We start from the raw sequence: 15,524 nt of genomic DNA on the forward strand, positions 1-15,524 counted from the left end.
AATGACCGTCGGCCCGATCGCGGCGGGCAACGTCACCCACTGCTTGATGGTGCGGCGCGGGCGTCATTGCCCGCAGCGCTTACGGGTCATGCCCCGTGGTCATGGAATCGAAACCGCCGAGTAACGGCTACTTATACGGGGTCCCGCATAGGTGCTCGTTCCGGCGGTGCGCGTCATCCTACGGCCGTTCCGAACAGGCTGCCCAGGGCGTATGTCACACCGGCGGCGGCGCCGCCCAGCGCGAGCTGCCGGAGCCCGCTGAACCACCAGGACCTCGCTGTCACCCTGGCCACGATCGCGCCGCAGGCGAAGAGCCCGAGGAGCGCGAGCAGCACAGCGGGCCAGAGGGTGGTCGCTCCCAGCAGGTACGGGAGGACGGGGAGCAGGGCGCCCAGGGCGAACGCGCCGAAGCTCGACACGGCGGCGACCGACGGTGAGGGCAGGTCGCCGGGGTCGATGCCCAGCTCTTCCCGCGCGTGGATCTCGAGCGCCTGCTCGGGGTCCCGGGAGAGCTGGCGGGCGACTTCGCCGGCGAGGTCGCTGTCGACGCCGCGAGCCTCGTAGAGCTGGGCGAGCTCGCGCTCCTCGTCCAGCGGGTGCCTTCGCAACTCCCGTCGCTCGACGTCGAGTTCGGCCTCGACGAGTTCGCGTTGCGAGGCGACGGAGGTGTATTCGCCGGCGGCCATGGAGAAGGCGCCTGCGGCCAGTCCCGCGAGTCCGGTGATGACGACGGTCCGGTGGGTAACGTCTCCGCCCGCCACACCGGTCATCAGCGCCAGGTTGGAGACGAGGCCGTCCATCGCGCCGAAGACGGCCGGGCGCAGCCACCCGCCGTTGACGTCCCGGTGGGTGTGGTTGTCACGGTGCGCCTCGTGGAGCGCCGCCTCGGTCTCGATGATGGCCATGCCAGGGATCTCCCGTGCTGTGCGACCGACATACTCGGTCGAGTACTTCTACTTTTGGACAACGTCTAAAGTACGCCGCGCATTCCGCGTCCGCCAGCAAGGAAGGCCGTACTTACCTGCGCTTTTGGCGGCCACTGCTCATCCGTGGCGACGAGCGCCCAGATGTCGACCGGGTGACGCTGAGGCGCCTGAGGCTCCGGTGAACCGCTCCGTGGGGACACATGCGCAAAGGGGCCCCCGATCGCCCGGGCCCCCGCGAAGGAGAGGCACCGCCATGGCTTCGATCGCCTGCGTTCCGCCCGTACCGGCGCCCGGGGACGCGCCCGCCCGCCGCGCACGTGCGCGCGGCGCGCTCCTTGGCCTGGCCGTGGGGGACGCGCTGGGGGCGCCGGCCGAGAACATGAAACCGTCCGAGATCCGCGCCCGCTGGGGCCGCATCACGGGGTACGTGGCCGAGAGCCCGGCCGGGACGGACGACACGGAGTACGCGATCTTCTCGGGGCTGCTGCTCGCCCGCCATGGTTCCGCACTCACGGTCGCGCACGTGGAGGCGGCCTGGCACCAGTGGATCGCGGACCGGGACGAGGGCCCGTTCCGGGGCGCCGGCTTCAGCGAACGGGGCACGCTGGAGAACCTGCGCCGGGGGCTCGCCGCTCCCATCTCGGCGCAGCACCGGCACGCCTGGAGCGACGGGCTCGCCATGCGGGCGGCCCCCTTCGGGGTCTTCGCGGCGGGCCGCCCCGCGGAGGCGGCCCGGCTGGTGGCGATCGACGGTTCGGTGAGCCACGACGGCGAGGGCATCTACGGCGGCCAGGCCGTCGCGGCGGGCGTCGCCGCGGCGATGGCCGGCGCCCCCACGATCGCGGTCGTCGCCTCCGCCCTCGCCGTCGTCCCCGACGACTCCTGGACGGCCCGCTCCCTGCGGCGGGCCGTGGCCTGCGCGCACCGGGGCGAACGCGCGGTCCGTTCGGCGGTCGTCATCGGCGGCTACCCCTGGACGGACCTGGCCCCCGAAGCCGTGGCCCTGGCCTTCGGCGCGTACGCGGCCGCCGACGGCGACTTCGAGCAGGCGGTCCTCACCGCCGTGAACATGGGCCGCGACGCCGACACCACAGCAGCGGTGGCGGGCGCTTTGGCCGGCGCCACGCGCGGCGCCGCCGCGATCCCCTCCGCCTGGGCGGCGGCGATCGGCCCCGCCAAGGGCAGCTGCCTCCCCTCCATGCAGGGCCACCACGTCCTGGACGTGGCGGACCTCCTGACCCCGGACGAGGACCCACGGTGACCCCTGAACTGACAGACCCCCACACGCCACCACTTTCAGGGGCGCGGGGAACTGCGCGACCGGCCCCCACCGACCCGCACACGACACACCACCCTCCACCACCACTTTCAGGGGCGCGGGGAACTGCGCGACCGGCCACGACGCACCCGCACTCCCCCACTCACCCCGCCGACCCCCGCCCCCGCCGCGTCAAGGGCCGCATCGAGGGCCTCCTCCTGGGCCTGGCGGCCGGCGACGCCGCAGGCTGGCCGGCCGCCAGACACCGAGCCACCCGCATGCCCGAATGGACAAGACGCCTGACCCGCGAACTGGACACCTTCGCCGAACAGAACGCGACCACCACCCTCCCCGTCCCCATCGCCCTGAACCAGCCACCCGAACCCCTCAGACTCGGCCCCTCGGACGACGCGGAGTGGGCGGCCTTCGCGGCGGAGGCGGTCCTGCGCGCCGCGGACACCGCCGCGCTGGGCGACCTGAGCCGGGACCGCCGGATGCGCGCAGCCATCGACCTGTCCTGGAACGCCGTGGCCAGTGAGGTCGCCGCGGCAGCGGACCGCGCCCCCGAGGTCGAGTCGGCCGTCCTCCCGCTGCGCGCCCGCATCTCCGTACGGGCCGGTCTCGGCAACCTCGCCACCGGACTGCGCCCGCCCGCCTCCGGCCACGACAACCCCCACTACTTCGACGACGCGGCCTGCGTACGGGCCTGCGTCCTGGCCGTCGCCCACGCGGGAGAGCCCGCCGCCGCCGCGGAACTCGCCGAGTTCGACGCCCGCTACACCCAGGACGGCGACGGCGTGCACGGCGCCCGCGCGATGGCCGCGGCCGTGGCGCTCGCCCTGGGCGGCGCCGACGTGCACGCCTGTGTGGCCGCGGCCCTCGCCGAACTCCCCGAGGCGACGGAGATCGGCCGCAACACCCGCCACGCCCTCGCGCTCGCCCGCGACTCCACGGCGACGGGGGAGGGAGCCTTCGGTCTCGTCCCCCTCCTGGAACACCAGATCGTCGACCACGTCTACAGCTACGGCATCGCCGCCGCCGAGACCGTCCCGGTCGCCCTCGCGCTCGCCGTCGCCGCGCACGGCCGGATCGCGGAGGCGGTACCCGCGGCGGCCTGCCTGTCCCGGGTCGCGGACTCGGCCCCGGCCCTCGCCGGCGCCCTGACCGGCGCGCTCGGCGGCGGCGCCGCGATCCCCGCCGCCTGGCGGGACGCCTGCCGCACCCTCTCGGGCTGCGCGCTGCCGCGCCTGACCGGTACGGACCTCATCGGACTCGCCGATCTGCTGGAAGCCACGGAACTGGCCCTCCCGGAGGGATGATCCGGGCATGAAGTCTCAAACCGCCAGAATCCAGGAAACGGGCACCCTCGACGAACGGATCACCGGAGCCCTCGTCGGAGCCGCCGTCGGCGACGCGCTCGGTGGCCCCGTGGAGGGCTACTCCCCCGACCAGATCCTCGAACGCCACGGCGGCCGCGTCCACGGCATCGTCGGCCCCTGGCACGGCGACGACTGGCGCACGGCCCGCCCGCTGGCCCCGTACCACAAGGGCGACGGACACGTCACCGACGACACCTTGATGACGCACGCGCTGGTACGGGTCTACGCGACCGTCCGCGACCACCTGGACGCGTACGCCGTCGCCCGGCACCTGGTGCCCGACCTGATGACGACACCCCGCTGGATCCCGGAACTGGAGGCGGAGGCCCTCCCCCTGCACCGGGTCTTCCTCGCCGAGAAGTGGCTGGTGACCCGCATCCACCACGCGCACGTGGACCCGCGCGAGGCCGGCACCGGGAACATCGTCAACTGCGGCGCCGCGATGTACATGGCCCCGGTCGGCCTGGTCAACGCGGCGAACCCGGCGGGCGCGTACGCCGAGGCCCTCGACGTCGCGGGCGCCCACCAGTCGTCGTACGGGCGCGAGGCGGCCGGTGTCTTCGCGGCGGCCGTGGCGGCGGCCTGCTCCCCGGGCGCCACGCCGGACTCGGTGGTCGAGGCATGCCTCGCCGTGGCGAAGGACGGCACGCGGGCCGCGATCGAGACGGTCTGCGACACGGCCACGCGGTACTCGGACTTCGAGTCGGCGCTGCGCCCCCTGCGCGCGGCGGTCGCGCCCTACGACACGGTCGGCCCGGACTACCGCAGCCCGTCCCTGGGCGCCCGCCGCCCCTCCCGCATCCACGCCGTCGAGGAACTGCCCGTCGCCCTCGGTATGTTGCTGGTCGCGCGTGGCGACTACCGGCACACCGTGCTGGGTTCGGTGAACTACGGCCGCGACTGCGACTCCATCGCCACCATGTCCGGCGCCCTCGCGGGGGCCCTGGGCGCGGAGATCCCGCCGGACTGGGCGAAGACGGTCGCGGAGGCCAGCCGCCTGGACCTGCGGGCTCCCGCGACGACGCTCACGGAGGTGACCCGCGAGATCTTCGCCCGTGACGTCACCCGCCGCCGCGCCCACGAGACGGCGTACGCGGAGCTGTCATGACACCCCTGCGCCTGACCTGGGTCCAGCCGGAGGACCTGCTGGGCCACGAACTCCGCCAGGCGGGCCAGGACGGCCGCGAGCCGTCGTCCGTCGCCGCCCGCTGGCGAAGGGCCGCCGGCCCCGAGGCCCCACCCCGGGCGGGCGCCTCCCCCGTGCCGGCCTCCCCCTACCTGCGGTCCCTGGCCCTGGACCTCCTGGACGAACTGGCGGATCTGCCCAGCGGCCTGGCGGACAGCGAGCCGACGGACCTGGTGGCGATCCGGTCCCTGTGCCCGGCCTGGCCCGCCGCGCCGGGAACGCCGGCGGGGGCGCAGCCCGCACCTTCGGGAGGGGGTGGGGGCGGGGAGGAGACCGCCCTGGAAGCAGCCTGGCTGGGCAGGGCCGCCGGCTGCCTGCTGGGCAAACCGGTGGAGAAGCTCCCCCTGGACGGCATCCGCCGGCTCGCCCGCGCCACCGGCAACTGGCCCCTCACCAGCTGGTTCACGGCACGGGGCCTCCCGGCCGAGCTGACGGCCGCGTACCCCTGGAACCGTCGCTCCGCCCCCACCTCCCTCGCCGAGAACATCGACGGCATGCCCGAGGACGACGACCTCAACTACCCGCTGCTGAACCTCCTGTTGCTCCAGCGCCACGGCAGGCACTTCACCACCACGGACGTGGCCCGCCTCTGGCTCGACGAACTCCCCGCGGGCCGCACGTTCACCGCGGAACGCGTCGCCTACCGCAACCTCCTCGACGGCATCGAACCCCCGCAGACGGCCCGCCACCGCAATCCGTTCCGCGAATGGATCGGCGCCCTGATCCGCGCGGACGTGCACGGCTGGACCAACCCCGGCGCCCCCGCGGCCGCCGCGGAACAGGCGCACCGGGACGCCACCCTCACCCACACCGCCAACGGCGTCTACGCCGCGATGTTCACGGCGGCGGTCATCGCCGAGGCGGCCACCGGCACGAGCGACATCCACACCTGTCTCCGTACGGGCCTCACCGTCGTCCCCGCGGGCTCCCGGCTGGCCAGGGCGATCCGCCACGGCATCCGACTTGCGAATGAGCACCGCGACTTCGACCACGTGGTCGACGAGCTGCACGCCGCCCACTCCTCCTACCACTGGGTCCACGCCGTTCCGAACACGGCCCTGCTCGCCGCCGCCCTCACCCACGCGGACGGCGACTTCACGGACTCCATCTGCCGTGCGGTGTCGGGCGGCTGGGACACCGACTCGAACGGCGCGACGGCCGGCTCGGTCGCGGGCCTGCTCGCGGGCGCCCCGGAGGCGCTCCCGCCCCGCTGGACGACCCCCCTGAAGAACCGACTGGCCACGTCCGTCGGCGACTTCAACGGCACCGGCTTCGACACCCTCGCCCATCTGACGGCCCGCCTGGCCACCCGCTCGCGCACCCGGCCGGACACCCGCCCCCTGGAGGCCATCCACCCATGACCGCGACCACCCCACCCTCCAGTACCCCGGCCCCCCTCGCCGGCCTCCGCGTCCTCGACCTGGCGACCCTCTTCGCCGGTCCCCTCGCCGCCACGATGCTCGGCGACTTCGGCGCCGAGGTCGTCAAGGTCGAGCACCCCCGCAGGCCGGACCCGTCCCGCGGCCACGGCCCGTCGAAGGACGGCATCGGCCTCTGGTGGAAACTGCTCGGCCGCAACAAGCGCACGATGACCCTGGACCTCTCCACGTACGGCGGCCGCGACACCCTGCTGCGCCTGGCCGCCTCCGCCGACGTGGTCGTCGAGAACTTCCGGCCGGGCACGTTGGAGAAGTGGGACCTCGGCTGGGAGGAGCTCTCGGCCGCCAACCCCCGTCTGGTGCTCGCCCGGGTCACCGGCTTCGGCCAGTTCGGCCCGTACGCGCGCCGCCCCGGTTTCGGCACCCTCGCCGAGGCGATGAGCGGGTTCGCCGCGATCACCGGCGAACCGGACGCCCCGCCGACCCTGCCGCCCTTCGGGCTCGCCGACTCCATCGCGGGCCTCGCCACGGCGTACGCGGTGATGACGGCACTGGCGGCCCGCGACCGCACGGGCCGCGGGCAGGTCGTGGACATGGCGATCATCGAGCCGATCCTGACGGTCCTCGGCCCGCAGCCGCTCTGGTACGACCAGCTGGGCCACGTCCAGCCCCGCACCGGGAACCGCTCGCAGAACAACGCGCCGCGCAACACCTACCGCACCGCCGACGGCGGGTGGGTCGCCGTCTCGACCTCCGCCCAGTCGGTCGCCGAACGCGTGATGCGGCTGGTCGGCCGGCCCGACCTGATCACCGAACCGTGGTTCGCCACCGGCGCGGACCGGGCCCGCCACAACGACGTCCTCGACGAGGCGGTCGGCACCTGGATCGCCCGGCACACCCGTACCGACGTCATCGACGCCTTCGAGAAGGCCGAGGCGGCCGTCGCCCCCGTCCAGGACGTACGCGACGTCATGGCGGACCCGCAGTACGCGGCCCTCGACACGATCACCACGGTCGACGACCCCGAACTGGGCCCGCTGCGCATGCAGAACGTCCTCTTCCGCCTCACCGAGACCCCCGGCGCGATCCGCTGGGCCGGCCGCCCGCACGGCGCCGACACGGACGCGGTCCTCACCGAACTCGGCCTGACGGACGACGACATCGCCAAGCTCCGGGCGGAGGGAGCCCTGTGACGACCCGGGCCCCCGACCCCACGGACCACCCCGACGAGACGACAGCCGCCCCGCTGACCTGGCTGTACGTTCCCGGCGACCGCCCCGGGACGATGGCGAAGGCCCTGGCCGCGGGGGCCGACGTGGTCGTCGTCGACCTGGAGGACGCCGTCGCCCCCGACCGCAAGGAGTACGCCCGCGCCGCCACCGCCGACCTCCTCTCCGAGCGGCCCCCGGTCCCGGTGCACGTCCGCGTCAACGCCCTGGACGGCCCCGAGTCCGCGGCCGACCTCCATGTCCTCGCCGCGCTCCCGGCCCTCGCGGGGCTGCGCCTGCCGAAGGTCTGCTCACCCGCGCAGGTCCGCCGCACCGCGCACAACGCGCCGCGCCTCCCCCTGTACGCCCTGCTGGAATCGGCCCTGGCCGTCGAGCACGCCTACGCCATCGCCACGGCCCATCCCGCCCTGCGCGGCATCGCCCTCGGTGAGACCGACCTCCGCGCCGACCTCGGCGTACGCGAGGACGCGGGCCTCGACTGGCCGCGCTCCCGAGTGGTCCTGGCCGCCCGGGCGGCCGGTCTCGCCGCACCGCCCCAGTCCGTCCATCCCGACGTGCGCGACCTCGCCGGGCTGGCCGCGTCCTGCGCCCGCGGCCGCGCCCTGGGCTTCTTCGGGCGCGCGGCCATCCACCCGCGCCAGCTCCCCGTGATCGAGGCCGCCTACCTCCCGACCCCGGAGGAGATCGAGAGGGCCGAGTCGGTCATCGAAGCGGCAGCCGTCCGTCCCGGCGCCCAGGCTCTGCCCGACGGCCGCTTCATCGACACGGCGGTGGTGGCGGGGGCCCACCGCACCCTGGCACTGGCCCGCCGCACCTAGCCGGTGGGGAGTAGAGAGGGCCGGTACGTGGCAGGGGGCGCCCCGAGTGCTCGGGGCGCCCCCTGCCACGTACCCGCGCGGATCAGGACTTCTTGGCCGACCCGGCCTCGTCCTTGACCTCGGCCTTGTCCTCGTCGGCCGCCGCCTTCGACTCTTCCTTCGCCTCGTCCTTCTTCGCTTCCTTCGCTTCGGCGGAGTCGGAATCGGCGTCGGCGGTTGCTGTGTCGTCCGCGGACTTCTTGTCCAGCTTCACCGCGGTGGCGTCCTCGTCGGTACCGCCCTCGGTGGCCTCGTCGCTGTCCCCGTCGGCGGCGCCCGGTTCGACGACCTCCTCGCGGCCCGGCCTGCGCCGCGCCGACAGCACGATGTAGAGCACGGCGAGGAGGAAGACCACGATCGCGGTCCAGCCGTTCAGACGCAGGCCGAGGATCTCGTGTGCCTCGTCGACACGCATGTACTCGATCCAGAAGCGCCCTACGCAGTACGCCGCGACGTACAGCGCGAAGGCCCGCCCGTGGCCGAGCGTGAAGCGGCGGTCGGCCCAGATGACCAGGACCGCGACACCGATGCACCACAGCGACTCGTACAGGAACGTCGGGTGGTAGTAGCCCGGCTCGCGGCCGTCCGTCACGGACGTGATGTGCAGCGCCCACGGCAGGTCGGTCTCGCGCCCGTACAGCTCCTGGTTGAACCAGTTGCCCCAGCGGCCGATGGCCTGCGCGAGGGCGATGCCCGGGGCGAGGGCGTCGGCCCACGCGGGCAGCGGGATGCCACGGCGGCGGCAGCCGATCCAGGCGCCCACCGCGCCGACCGCGATGGCCCCCCAGATACCGAGTCCGCCCTCCCAGATCTTGAAGGCGTCGACCCAGTCCTGACCCTCGCTGAAGTACAGCTGGTAGTCGGTGACGACGTGGTACAGCCGCCCGCCGACGAGACCGAACGGCACGGCCCACACGGCGATGTCCGCCACGGTGCCCGGCCGGCCGCCGCGCGCGACCCACCGCCTGTTGCCGAGCCAGACGGCTACGAAGACGCCGATGATGATGCAGAACGCGTAGCCACGCAGCGGAATGGGGCCGAGGTGCAGCACACCGCGCGAGGGGCTGGGGATATAGGCAAGTTCCATGGCGGAGTCGACGCTACCCTGCCGGGCGGCACGTACGGCAACCCGCTCGGGCTACGGGTCCATAACGAGACCGGCGGAACCACCGGGGTGTCACGAGCGACCCCCGTGACACCCCGCATTCACCGTCGGCACCGCACCCGCACCCGGCGGGCCCGTCTCTCACGCCTCGGCGGCCCGCTGCACCATCTGCTTCAGCTTGGCCGGGGTCATCGTGCGGTCCTCGTAGATGTTCTTGCCGTTCAGCAGGACCGTCGGGGTGCCGCTGAAGCCGCCGCCCTGGAACGCCTTGTGGGACTTGGCGACCCAGCTGTCGTGCGTCCCGTCGCCGACGCACTTCTCGAAGGCGGCGGTGGTGAGTCCGTCGACCTTGCCGGCGAGCTCGATCAGCTTGCTGTTCTTCGCGTACGCGTCGTCCGTCTCGGCGGGCTGGTTCTGGAACAGCACGTCGTGGTACGCGGGGAACTTCCCGGCGTCCTGGGCGCACGCGGCGGCGTTGGCGGCGCGCAGGGAGCCGCTGCCTCCCATGTTCCCGTCGATCAGGGTCGCGAGGTGGTACTCGACCTTCAGCTGTCCGGCGTCCGTCAGTTCGTGGATCGTCGCGCGGTAGCCGTCCTCGAAGCTCTTGCAGGCCGGGCAGCGGAAGTCCTCCCACACGGTGAGGGTCGACTTCGCGCTCTCCTTGCCGACGGGGATGGCGAGGCTGTCCTCGCCGCCTGCTCCCGAGGGTGCCGTCAGCGGGCCCGCGGTGTCCCCCTTGTCGTCGCCCGAGTTCGCGGCCAGGACGCCGATCACGGCGGCCAGGGCCAGCACGCCGACGACCGCCCCGCTCACGACCAGCACCCGGCGGCGCCTGTCCGACGTCTTCTGTCTGTCTCGCTCTTCCGCCAGCCGCTCGCGGGCGGTGCGCTTTCCCTCACGGTTCTTCTCGCTCACATCCCGCAGAACGAACCGGGGAGGCGCACCGCGCCTCCCCGGCCCCAGGTCCACCCGTTCGAGTGAGCGAACCGTCCGTCACACCGTGTCGCGCACGCCCTTGGCGAGGTCGGCGGCGAGTGCGCGTACGGCGTCCAGGCCGGCGGCCTCGTCGGGGGCGTCCAGCATCAGCTTCACGAAGGCCGAACCGACGATGACGCCGTCGGCGAAGCCGGCGACCTCGCGCGCCTGTCCGGCGTTCGAGACGCCGAGGCCGACGCAGACCGGGAGGTCGGTGGTGGCCTTGGTGCGCCGGACGAGGTCCTGCGCCTGGTTGCCCACGGACTCGCGGGTGCCGGTGACGCCCATCAGCGAGGCCGCGTAGACGAAGCCGGAGCCCGCCGCGGTGATGTCGGCGAGCCGGGCGTCCTTGCTGCTGGGCGCGACGACGAAGACGGTCGCGAGGCCGTGCTTCTCGGCGTGCTCGCGCCACAGCGCGGACTCCTGCACGGGGAGGTCCGGCAGGATGCACCCGGCGCCGCCCGCCTCGGCCAGCTCGGCGGTGAAGCGCTCGACGCCGTAGCGGTCGATCGGGTTCCAGTACGTCATCACGAGGACGGGCTTGCCGGTCGCCTCGTACGCCTCGCGGACCGTGCGCATCACGTCCGCGATCCGGACGCCGCCGCGCAGGGCGATGTCGTCGGCGGTCTGGATGACCGGCCCGTCGAGGACGGGGTCGCTGTGCGGCAGCCCCACCTCGACGACGTCCGCGCCGCCCTCGAAGACGGCCTTGACGGCCGCGATCCCGCCGTCGACGGTCGGGAAGCCCGCGGGAAGGTACGCGATCAGGGCGGACCGCCCCTCGGCCTTCGCCCCGGCGAGCGTCTCGTTCAGCAGGTGTACGTTGCCGCTCACTTGGCGTCCCCCTCGATCTCGGCGGTGTCGCTGCCGGCGTCCGCCTCGACGACGGCGTCCGCCCCGGTGTCGTACAGGCCGAAGTAGCGGGCGGCCGTGTCCATGTCCTTGTCCCCCCGGCCGGAGAGGTTGACGACGATCAGCCCGTCCGGGCCGAGTTCCCTGCCGACCTCCAGGGCGCCGGCGAGCGCGTGGGCGCTCTCGATGGCCGGGATGATGCCCTCGGTGCGGGAGAGCAGCCGCAGGGCCTGCATGGCCGCGTCGTCGGTGACGGCTCGGTACTCGCCGCGCCCGCTGTCCTTGAGGTGGGCGTGCTCGGGGCCGATGCCCGGGTAGTCGAGTCCGGCGGAGATCGAGTAGGGCTCGGTGATCTGGCCCTCGTCGTCCTGGAGGACGTACGAGCGGGAGCCGTGCAGGATGCCGGGCTCGCCCGCGGTCAGGGTCGCCGCGTGCTCGCCGGTCTCGATGCCGTGTCCGGCGGGCTCGCAGCCGATGAGGCGGACGTCCGCGTCCGGGATGAAGGCGTGGAAGAGGCCGATGGCGTTCGAGCCGCCGCCGACGCAGGCCACGGCCGCGTCGGGGAGGCGGCCCGCGCGCTCCAGGATCTGGCGGCGGGCCTCGACGCCGATGACGCGGTGGAAGTCGCGGACCATCGCCGGGAAGGGGTGCGGGCCGGCGACCGTGCCGAACAGGTAGTGGGTGCGGTCGACGTTGGCGACCCAGTCGCGGAACGCCTCGTTGATGGCGTCCTTGAGGGTGCGGCTGCCGGACTTCACGGCGATGACCTCGGCGCCGAGCATCCGCATCCGGGCCACGTTCAGGGCCTGGCGCTCGGTGTCGATCTCGCCCATGTAGATGGTGCATTCGAGGCCGAACAGGGCGCAGGCGGTGGCGGTGGCGACGCCGTGCTGGCCCGCGCCGGTCTCGGCGATGACGCGCGTCTTGCCCATGCGCCGGGTGAGCAGCGCCTGGCCGAGCACGTTGTTGATCTTGTGGGAGCCGGTGTGGTTGAGGTCCTCCCGCTTCAGGAACACCCGGGCGCCCCCGGCGTGTTCGGCGAAGCGCGGGACCTCGGTGAGGGAGCTGGGCCGGCCGGTGTAGTGGACGAGCAGGTCGTCCAGTTCGCGGGCGAACTCCGGGTCGGACTTCGCCTTGTCGTACTCGACGGCGACCTCGTCCACGGCGGCGACCAGCGCCTCCGGGATGAACTTGCCGCCGAACGCGCCGAAGTACCCCTCGGCGTTCGGGACGTGACCCTCCGGGTCGGGAATGAAGAACTCGCTGGACATACGGTTACCTCGCAGGGGCGTCGGCCTCGGGATGGGGAGGAATGGGATCACGTGGATCGCATGTCACCTTCGGTGAGGCAGCGCCCCTTCAGGGGCGCGGGGCCGTGACGTACGCGGCTCCGCCGCGGGGCGCGACAGGCCCCCACCGGCCCGCGGGTTCACCACGGGCATCCGGCGGAACGCCCGGACGCGGCTCAGCTCACCGCAGGTGACACGCGCCGGCGCCATCGCATGCCGTTCACCTGGCCGGGCTCGTCCCCGATGACGTACCGCACGCGGCGCCCGTGGACGCGCCGCGCGGGCGCCCGGCAGCCGCGCGGACGGCAGCCGCGGGCGAGCCCGGCGTAGGGGTCGCGGGCAGCCGAGGGGCTCTCGGCGGCGGACCGCACGCACGCCGGACCGCCGTCGGGGCGGGAGCCCCGGCGGGTGGTCGCGGCGGCGCAGCGGTCGGCGGGCATCGCTGGGGTCAGCCCCGTCCGTGCCGCAGCGCGGGGTGTGCGCCCGCGGCGACCAGGTCGGAGACGGCGGTCCTGGGGTCCCGGCCGGTCACCAGGGACTCGCCGACCAGGACGGCGTCGGCGCCGGCGTTGGCGTAGGCGATGAGGTCGTGCGGGCCGCGGACCCCGGACTCGGCGATCTTCACGATGTGCGCGGGGATCTCGGGGGCGACGCGCTCGAAGGTGCCGCGGTCGACCTTGAGGTCCTTGAGGTTGCGTGCGTTGACGCCGATGACCTTCGCGCCGGCGTCCACCGCCCGGTCGACCTCGTCCTCGTCGTGCACCTCGACGAGCGGCGTGAGCCCGATGGACTCGGCGCGCTCGATGAGGGACTCCAGGGCGGGCTGGTCGAGGGCGGCCACGATGAGCAGCGCGAGGTCGGCGCCGTACGCGCGGGCCTCCCACAGCTGGTACGACGTGACGATGAAGTCCTTGCGCAGCACCGGGATGTCGACCCGGGCGCGGACGGCCTCCAGGTCGGCCAGCGAGCCGCCGAAGCGGCGCTGCTCGGTGAGCACGGAGATGACGGCCGCACCGCCCGCCTCGTAGTCCGCGGCGAGGGCGGCGGGGTCGGCGATCGCGGCGAGGGCGCCCTTGGACGGGCTGGAGCGCTTGACCTCGCAGATGACCTTGACGCCGTCGCCGCGCAGGGCCGCGACACCGTCCTTGGCGGGCTGAGCCTTCGCGGCGCGCTCCTTGAGCTCGTCGAGGCTGACGCGCGCCTGCCGCTCCGCGAGGTCGGCACGGACTCCGTCGATGATCTCGTCGAGCACACTCACGCGAGCGGCCCCCTTCCCTGACGGTGAACGGTTGAAGCGGTTCTGCGGTGGAGCGGTACCGAGGTGAAGCGGTTCTTCGGGTGCCCCGGTTCCGTCGCTCCGGACGGGACAAGTGGTCACTGCGATGGTATCCGCAGGAGGGCTCGGCCCTCACATCCGGTTGACGCCGGTCCCACTACCTGGACGTTCATCAATTGATCAAGGGTGGAGCCAGCCACCGAACGGCAGGTTCCGGACAACCGTGAAGACCAGCAGCAACGCGCCCAGCGCCCACAGCAGGGGCGGCCTAGGTTCGACGCGCAGCGGCCGTCCCTGGACCGAGCGGACCACCCAGACGGTCCACACGGCGGCGAGGACCAGATAGCCGAACACGGCGACCGCGTTGGCTCCCAGCGCCGTCCCGAGGTCCCCGTGCGCGACGGCGTACGCGCTGCGGAGTCCGCCGCAGCCCGGGCAGTACAGGCCCGTGTACCGGAACAGCGGGCAGGCGGGGTAGTGGCCCGGTTCGTTGGGGTCGACGGTTCCCACGTACGCGAAGGCGCCGGCGACGGCCACGAGGAGCCCGCCGGGCACGGCGAGGCGTCGTGCCACGGAGCCGGGGGCCGGCGTCACCCGCTGGGAGTCGGCATTCACCTCTCGCATTGTGCCGCACATGACGGAGGCGGGCCCGGCGCTCGAAGAGCCTGGCCCGCCTCCGGTCGGGCCTGGGTCAGCTCTCGGCCGACGCCACGTCGTGGGTCGGGTGCGTGCCCTTGGGCTGGCCGAGGCCCGCCGCGCGCATCGCCATGCCGACCACGCCACCGAGGGCGACGATGACCATGCCGGCCCAGAAGCCCAGCGGGCTGGCCATCACCATGAAGGCACCGGAGACGCAGAAACCGATGAAGGCGATGGTGACACCGGTCCAGGCGGCCGGGGTGTGACCGTGGCTGCTGCCCGCCATGACTTGCTCCTCGTTGCTGTGTGTGGATGAGCCGGACGCTCACTCCCATTGTCCCGCACCCCCACCGGTGCCCCGGCCCGGGGTGCCCCCGAAGGGGCGCGGGGAACGGCGCGGCCGGCCCTCGCCCGCCCGCACCCGGGAAACCGCCCGCGGCCGACAACCCGCCCCCCGGTGGAACGCCTACGCGCTGGTGGGATCCTCGCCCCGGTCAAGGGCCTTCCAGATCTCCTCGGGCCGCTCGGGGTCCACCGGAGCCCGGCTCCGGCGAGGACGCGGCGCCCCCTCCCGCTCGTACCGCCCCGACATCGTCGGCCACGACCTCCCGTACCGCAGCGCGAGCAGCCCGGCGAGCAGCAACAGCGCACCCCCGGCCGCGGCCACGTACGGCCATGCGGTGTGCGTCATGGCGTCCACCGTCGCGGACGTGTCACCGGTGGCCGCCGCGGCCTTCTCGTCGAGCGCTGAGCTGTCGGAGGCACCGAGGAGCGCCGAGACGACGATGCCCGCGCCGGAGAGCGCGAGGAGCCCGGCGACGATCCACCGCCCGGCCCGCTTGACGGCGAAGACGGCGACGAGCGAGGCGAGGCCCACTATCGCCAGCGCGGCGGGGACGCCCGTGACGTCACTGCCCGTGGCGCTCAGCGGAAAGTCGCCGCCGGCCACGGTCGCGGTGCCGTCCGACCAGCCGCGCCGGGTGGCGAGCAGCACCACGGCCGCGCCGAGTGCTCCCGACAGCAGGGCGAGGGCGAGGCTTCGACGGCCGGCCCGGGCGGGTCCGGAGGCTTCGGATCGGGGGTGCGGAACAGCAGTCACGTACCCCACTATTGCCTGAACTCCGGGCGAACCGTCACCCGGACGCACGTGAGCCACGTCGCACCGGGCCGGTAT

General features: G+C 73.7%; 16 protein-coding genes. 6 read left to right on the forward strand and 10 right to left on the reverse strand.

Going from position 1 to position 15,524, the window contains the following annotated elements; genetic code table 11:
* Window positions 1-173: 173 nt before the first annotated feature.
* A complete protein-coding gene (locus tag ACFYXC_RS23430) occupies window positions 174-905 on the reverse strand; it encodes a VIT1/CCC1 transporter family protein (protein WP_389553919.1) in 732 nt (243 codons plus the stop codon).
* A gap of 274 nt (window positions 906-1,179) precedes the next feature.
* On the opposite strand from ACFYXC_RS23430, the gene ACFYXC_RS23435 reads away from it, so the two are divergent.
* From ACFYXC_RS23435 to ACFYXC_RS23460, 6 genes are read left to right on the forward strand one after another with little or no spacing between them, the layout of a single operon-like run.
* Window positions 1,180-2,187 carry an ADP-ribosylglycohydrolase family protein gene (locus ACFYXC_RS23435; protein WP_388919811.1) on the forward strand — a complete coding sequence of 336 codons (1,008 nt, stop codon included), beginning with the start codon at window positions 1,180-1,182 and terminating at the stop codon, window positions 2,185-2,187.
* Window positions 2,079-3,503 carry an ADP-ribosylglycohydrolase family protein gene (locus ACFYXC_RS23440; RefSeq protein ID WP_389553951.1) on the forward strand — a complete coding sequence of 475 codons (1,425 nt, stop codon included), beginning with the start codon at window positions 2,079-2,081 and terminating at the stop codon, window positions 3,501-3,503. Before ACFYXC_RS23435 ends, ACFYXC_RS23440 begins: the two co-directional genes overlap by 109 nt.
* 7 nt (window positions 3,504-3,510) lie before the next feature.
* Window positions 3,511-4,671: an ADP-ribosylglycohydrolase family protein gene (locus ACFYXC_RS23445; RefSeq protein ID WP_389553920.1), complete on the forward strand. Its 1,161-nt coding sequence runs from the start codon at window positions 3,511-3,513 to the stop codon at window positions 4,669-4,671.
* Entirely contained in the window at window positions 4,668-6,110 is a 1,443-nt protein-coding gene (locus ACFYXC_RS23450; protein ID WP_389553921.1) for an ADP-ribosylglycohydrolase family protein, read from the forward strand. The genes ACFYXC_RS23445 and ACFYXC_RS23450 overlap by 4 nt, the downstream gene beginning before the upstream one ends.
* Complete coding sequence (locus ACFYXC_RS23455; RefSeq protein ID WP_389553922.1) at window positions 6,107-7,321, forward strand: CaiB/BaiF CoA transferase family protein; 1,215 nt, start codon at window positions 6,107-6,109, stop codon at window positions 7,319-7,321. The genes ACFYXC_RS23450 and ACFYXC_RS23455 overlap by 4 nt, the downstream gene beginning before the upstream one ends.
* The gene (locus ACFYXC_RS23460; RefSeq protein ID WP_389553923.1) at window positions 7,318-8,175 is read left to right on the forward strand and encodes an HpcH/HpaI aldolase/citrate lyase family protein; all 858 of its coding nucleotides are present in this window, start codon (window positions 7,318-7,320) and stop codon (window positions 8,173-8,175) included. The genes ACFYXC_RS23455 and ACFYXC_RS23460 overlap by 4 nt, the downstream gene beginning before the upstream one ends.
* A gap of 82 nt (window positions 8,176-8,257) precedes the next feature.
* Here the strand turns inward: ACFYXC_RS23460 and lgt are convergent, their stop codons facing one another.
* The 9 genes from lgt to ACFYXC_RS23505 all read right to left on the reverse strand — a co-directional run bounded on the left by lgt (window position 8,258) and on the right by ACFYXC_RS23505 (window position 15,458).
* Window positions 8,258-9,301, reverse strand: a complete 1,044-nt coding sequence (gene lgt, locus ACFYXC_RS23465; RefSeq protein WP_389553924.1) for a prolipoprotein diacylglyceryl transferase — start codon at window positions 9,299-9,301, stop codon at window positions 8,258-8,260.
* 159 nt (window positions 9,302-9,460) lie between these two features.
* Entirely contained in the window at window positions 9,461-10,234 is a 774-nt protein-coding gene (locus tag ACFYXC_RS23470) for a DsbA family protein (protein ID WP_388919795.1), read from the reverse strand.
* A 78-nt stretch (window positions 10,235-10,312) separates the two neighbouring features.
* Window positions 10,313-11,128 (reverse strand): tryptophan synthase subunit alpha, encoded by an 816-nt coding sequence (trpA, locus tag ACFYXC_RS23475; RefSeq protein ID WP_389553925.1) that lies wholly within the window; start codon window positions 11,126-11,128, stop codon window positions 10,313-10,315.
* Window positions 11,125-12,417 carry a tryptophan synthase subunit beta gene (gene trpB / locus ACFYXC_RS23480; protein ID WP_389553926.1) on the reverse strand — a complete coding sequence of 431 codons (1,293 nt, stop codon included), beginning with the start codon at window positions 12,415-12,417 and terminating at the stop codon, window positions 11,125-11,127. The genes trpA and trpB overlap by 4 nt, the downstream gene beginning before the upstream one ends.
* Before the next feature lie 194 nt (window positions 12,418-12,611).
* Window positions 12,612-12,875 carry a tryptophan biosynthesis modulator TrpM gene (gene trpM / locus ACFYXC_RS23485; protein ID WP_389553927.1) on the reverse strand — a complete coding sequence of 88 codons (264 nt, stop codon included), beginning with the start codon at window positions 12,873-12,875 and terminating at the stop codon, window positions 12,612-12,614.
* Window positions 12,876-12,883: 8 nt separating this feature from the next.
* The gene (trpC, locus tag ACFYXC_RS23490; RefSeq protein WP_388919783.1) at window positions 12,884-13,693 is read right to left on the reverse strand and encodes an indole-3-glycerol phosphate synthase TrpC; all 810 of its coding nucleotides are present in this window, start codon (window positions 13,691-13,693) and stop codon (window positions 12,884-12,886) included.
* Window positions 13,694-13,891: 198 nt separating this feature from the next.
* Window positions 13,892-14,335, reverse strand: coding sequence for a DUF2752 domain-containing protein (locus tag ACFYXC_RS23495; RefSeq protein WP_389553928.1), 444 nt, complete (start codon window positions 14,333-14,335; stop codon window positions 13,892-13,894).
* A gap of 67 nt (window positions 14,336-14,402) precedes the next feature.
* On the reverse strand, window positions 14,403-14,636 hold the full coding sequence (locus ACFYXC_RS23500) for an HGxxPAAW family protein (protein WP_388919777.1): 234 nt from the start codon (window positions 14,634-14,636) through the stop codon (window positions 14,403-14,405).
* Between the two features lie 180 nt (window positions 14,637-14,816).
* Entirely contained in the window at window positions 14,817-15,458 is a 642-nt protein-coding gene (locus ACFYXC_RS23505; protein ID WP_388919774.1) for a TIGR02234 family membrane protein, read from the reverse strand.
* Window positions 15,459-15,524: the final 66 nt, after the last annotated feature.

The organism is Streptomyces sp. NPDC002701 (genome assembly GCF_042889045.1).
GTDB lineage: Bacteria > Actinomycetota > Actinomycetes > Streptomycetales > Streptomycetaceae > Streptomyces.

What these genes read in the sequence shown, in the direction of transcription:
- ACFYXC_RS23430 (WP_389553919.1), bottom strand. Translation starts at nt 905, where the DNA reads ATGGCCATCATCGAGACCGAGGCGGCGCTCCACGAGGCGCACCGTGAC.
- ACFYXC_RS23435 (WP_388919811.1), top strand. Translation starts at nt 1,180, where the DNA reads ATGGCTTCGATCGCCTGCGTTCCGCCCGTACCGGCGCCCGGGGACGCG.
- ACFYXC_RS23445 (WP_389553920.1), top strand. Translation starts at nt 3,511, where the DNA reads ATGAAGTCTCAAACCGCCAGAATCCAGGAAACGGGCACCCTCGACGAA.
- ACFYXC_RS23450 (WP_389553921.1), top strand. Translation starts at nt 4,668, where the DNA reads ATGACACCCCTGCGCCTGACCTGGGTCCAGCCGGAGGACCTGCTGGGC.
- ACFYXC_RS23455 (WP_389553922.1), top strand. Translation starts at nt 6,107, where the DNA reads ATGACCGCGACCACCCCACCCTCCAGTACCCCGGCCCCCCTCGCCGGC.
- lgt (WP_389553924.1), bottom strand. Translation starts at nt 9,301, where the DNA reads ATGGAACTTGCCTATATCCCCAGCCCCTCGCGCGGTGTGCTGCACCTC.
- trpB (WP_389553926.1), bottom strand. Translation starts at nt 12,417, where the DNA reads ATGTCCAGCGAGTTCTTCATTCCCGACCCGGAGGGTCACGTCCCGAAC.
- trpM (WP_389553927.1), bottom strand. Translation starts at nt 12,875, where the DNA reads ATGCCCGCCGACCGCTGCGCCGCCGCGACCACCCGCCGGGGCTCCCGC.
- ACFYXC_RS23495 (WP_389553928.1), bottom strand. Translation starts at nt 14,335, where the DNA reads ATGCGAGAGGTGAATGCCGACTCCCAGCGGGTGACGCCGGCCCCCGGC.
- ACFYXC_RS23500 (WP_388919777.1), bottom strand. Translation starts at nt 14,636, where the DNA reads ATGGCGGGCAGCAGCCACGGTCACACCCCGGCCGCCTGGACCGGTGTC.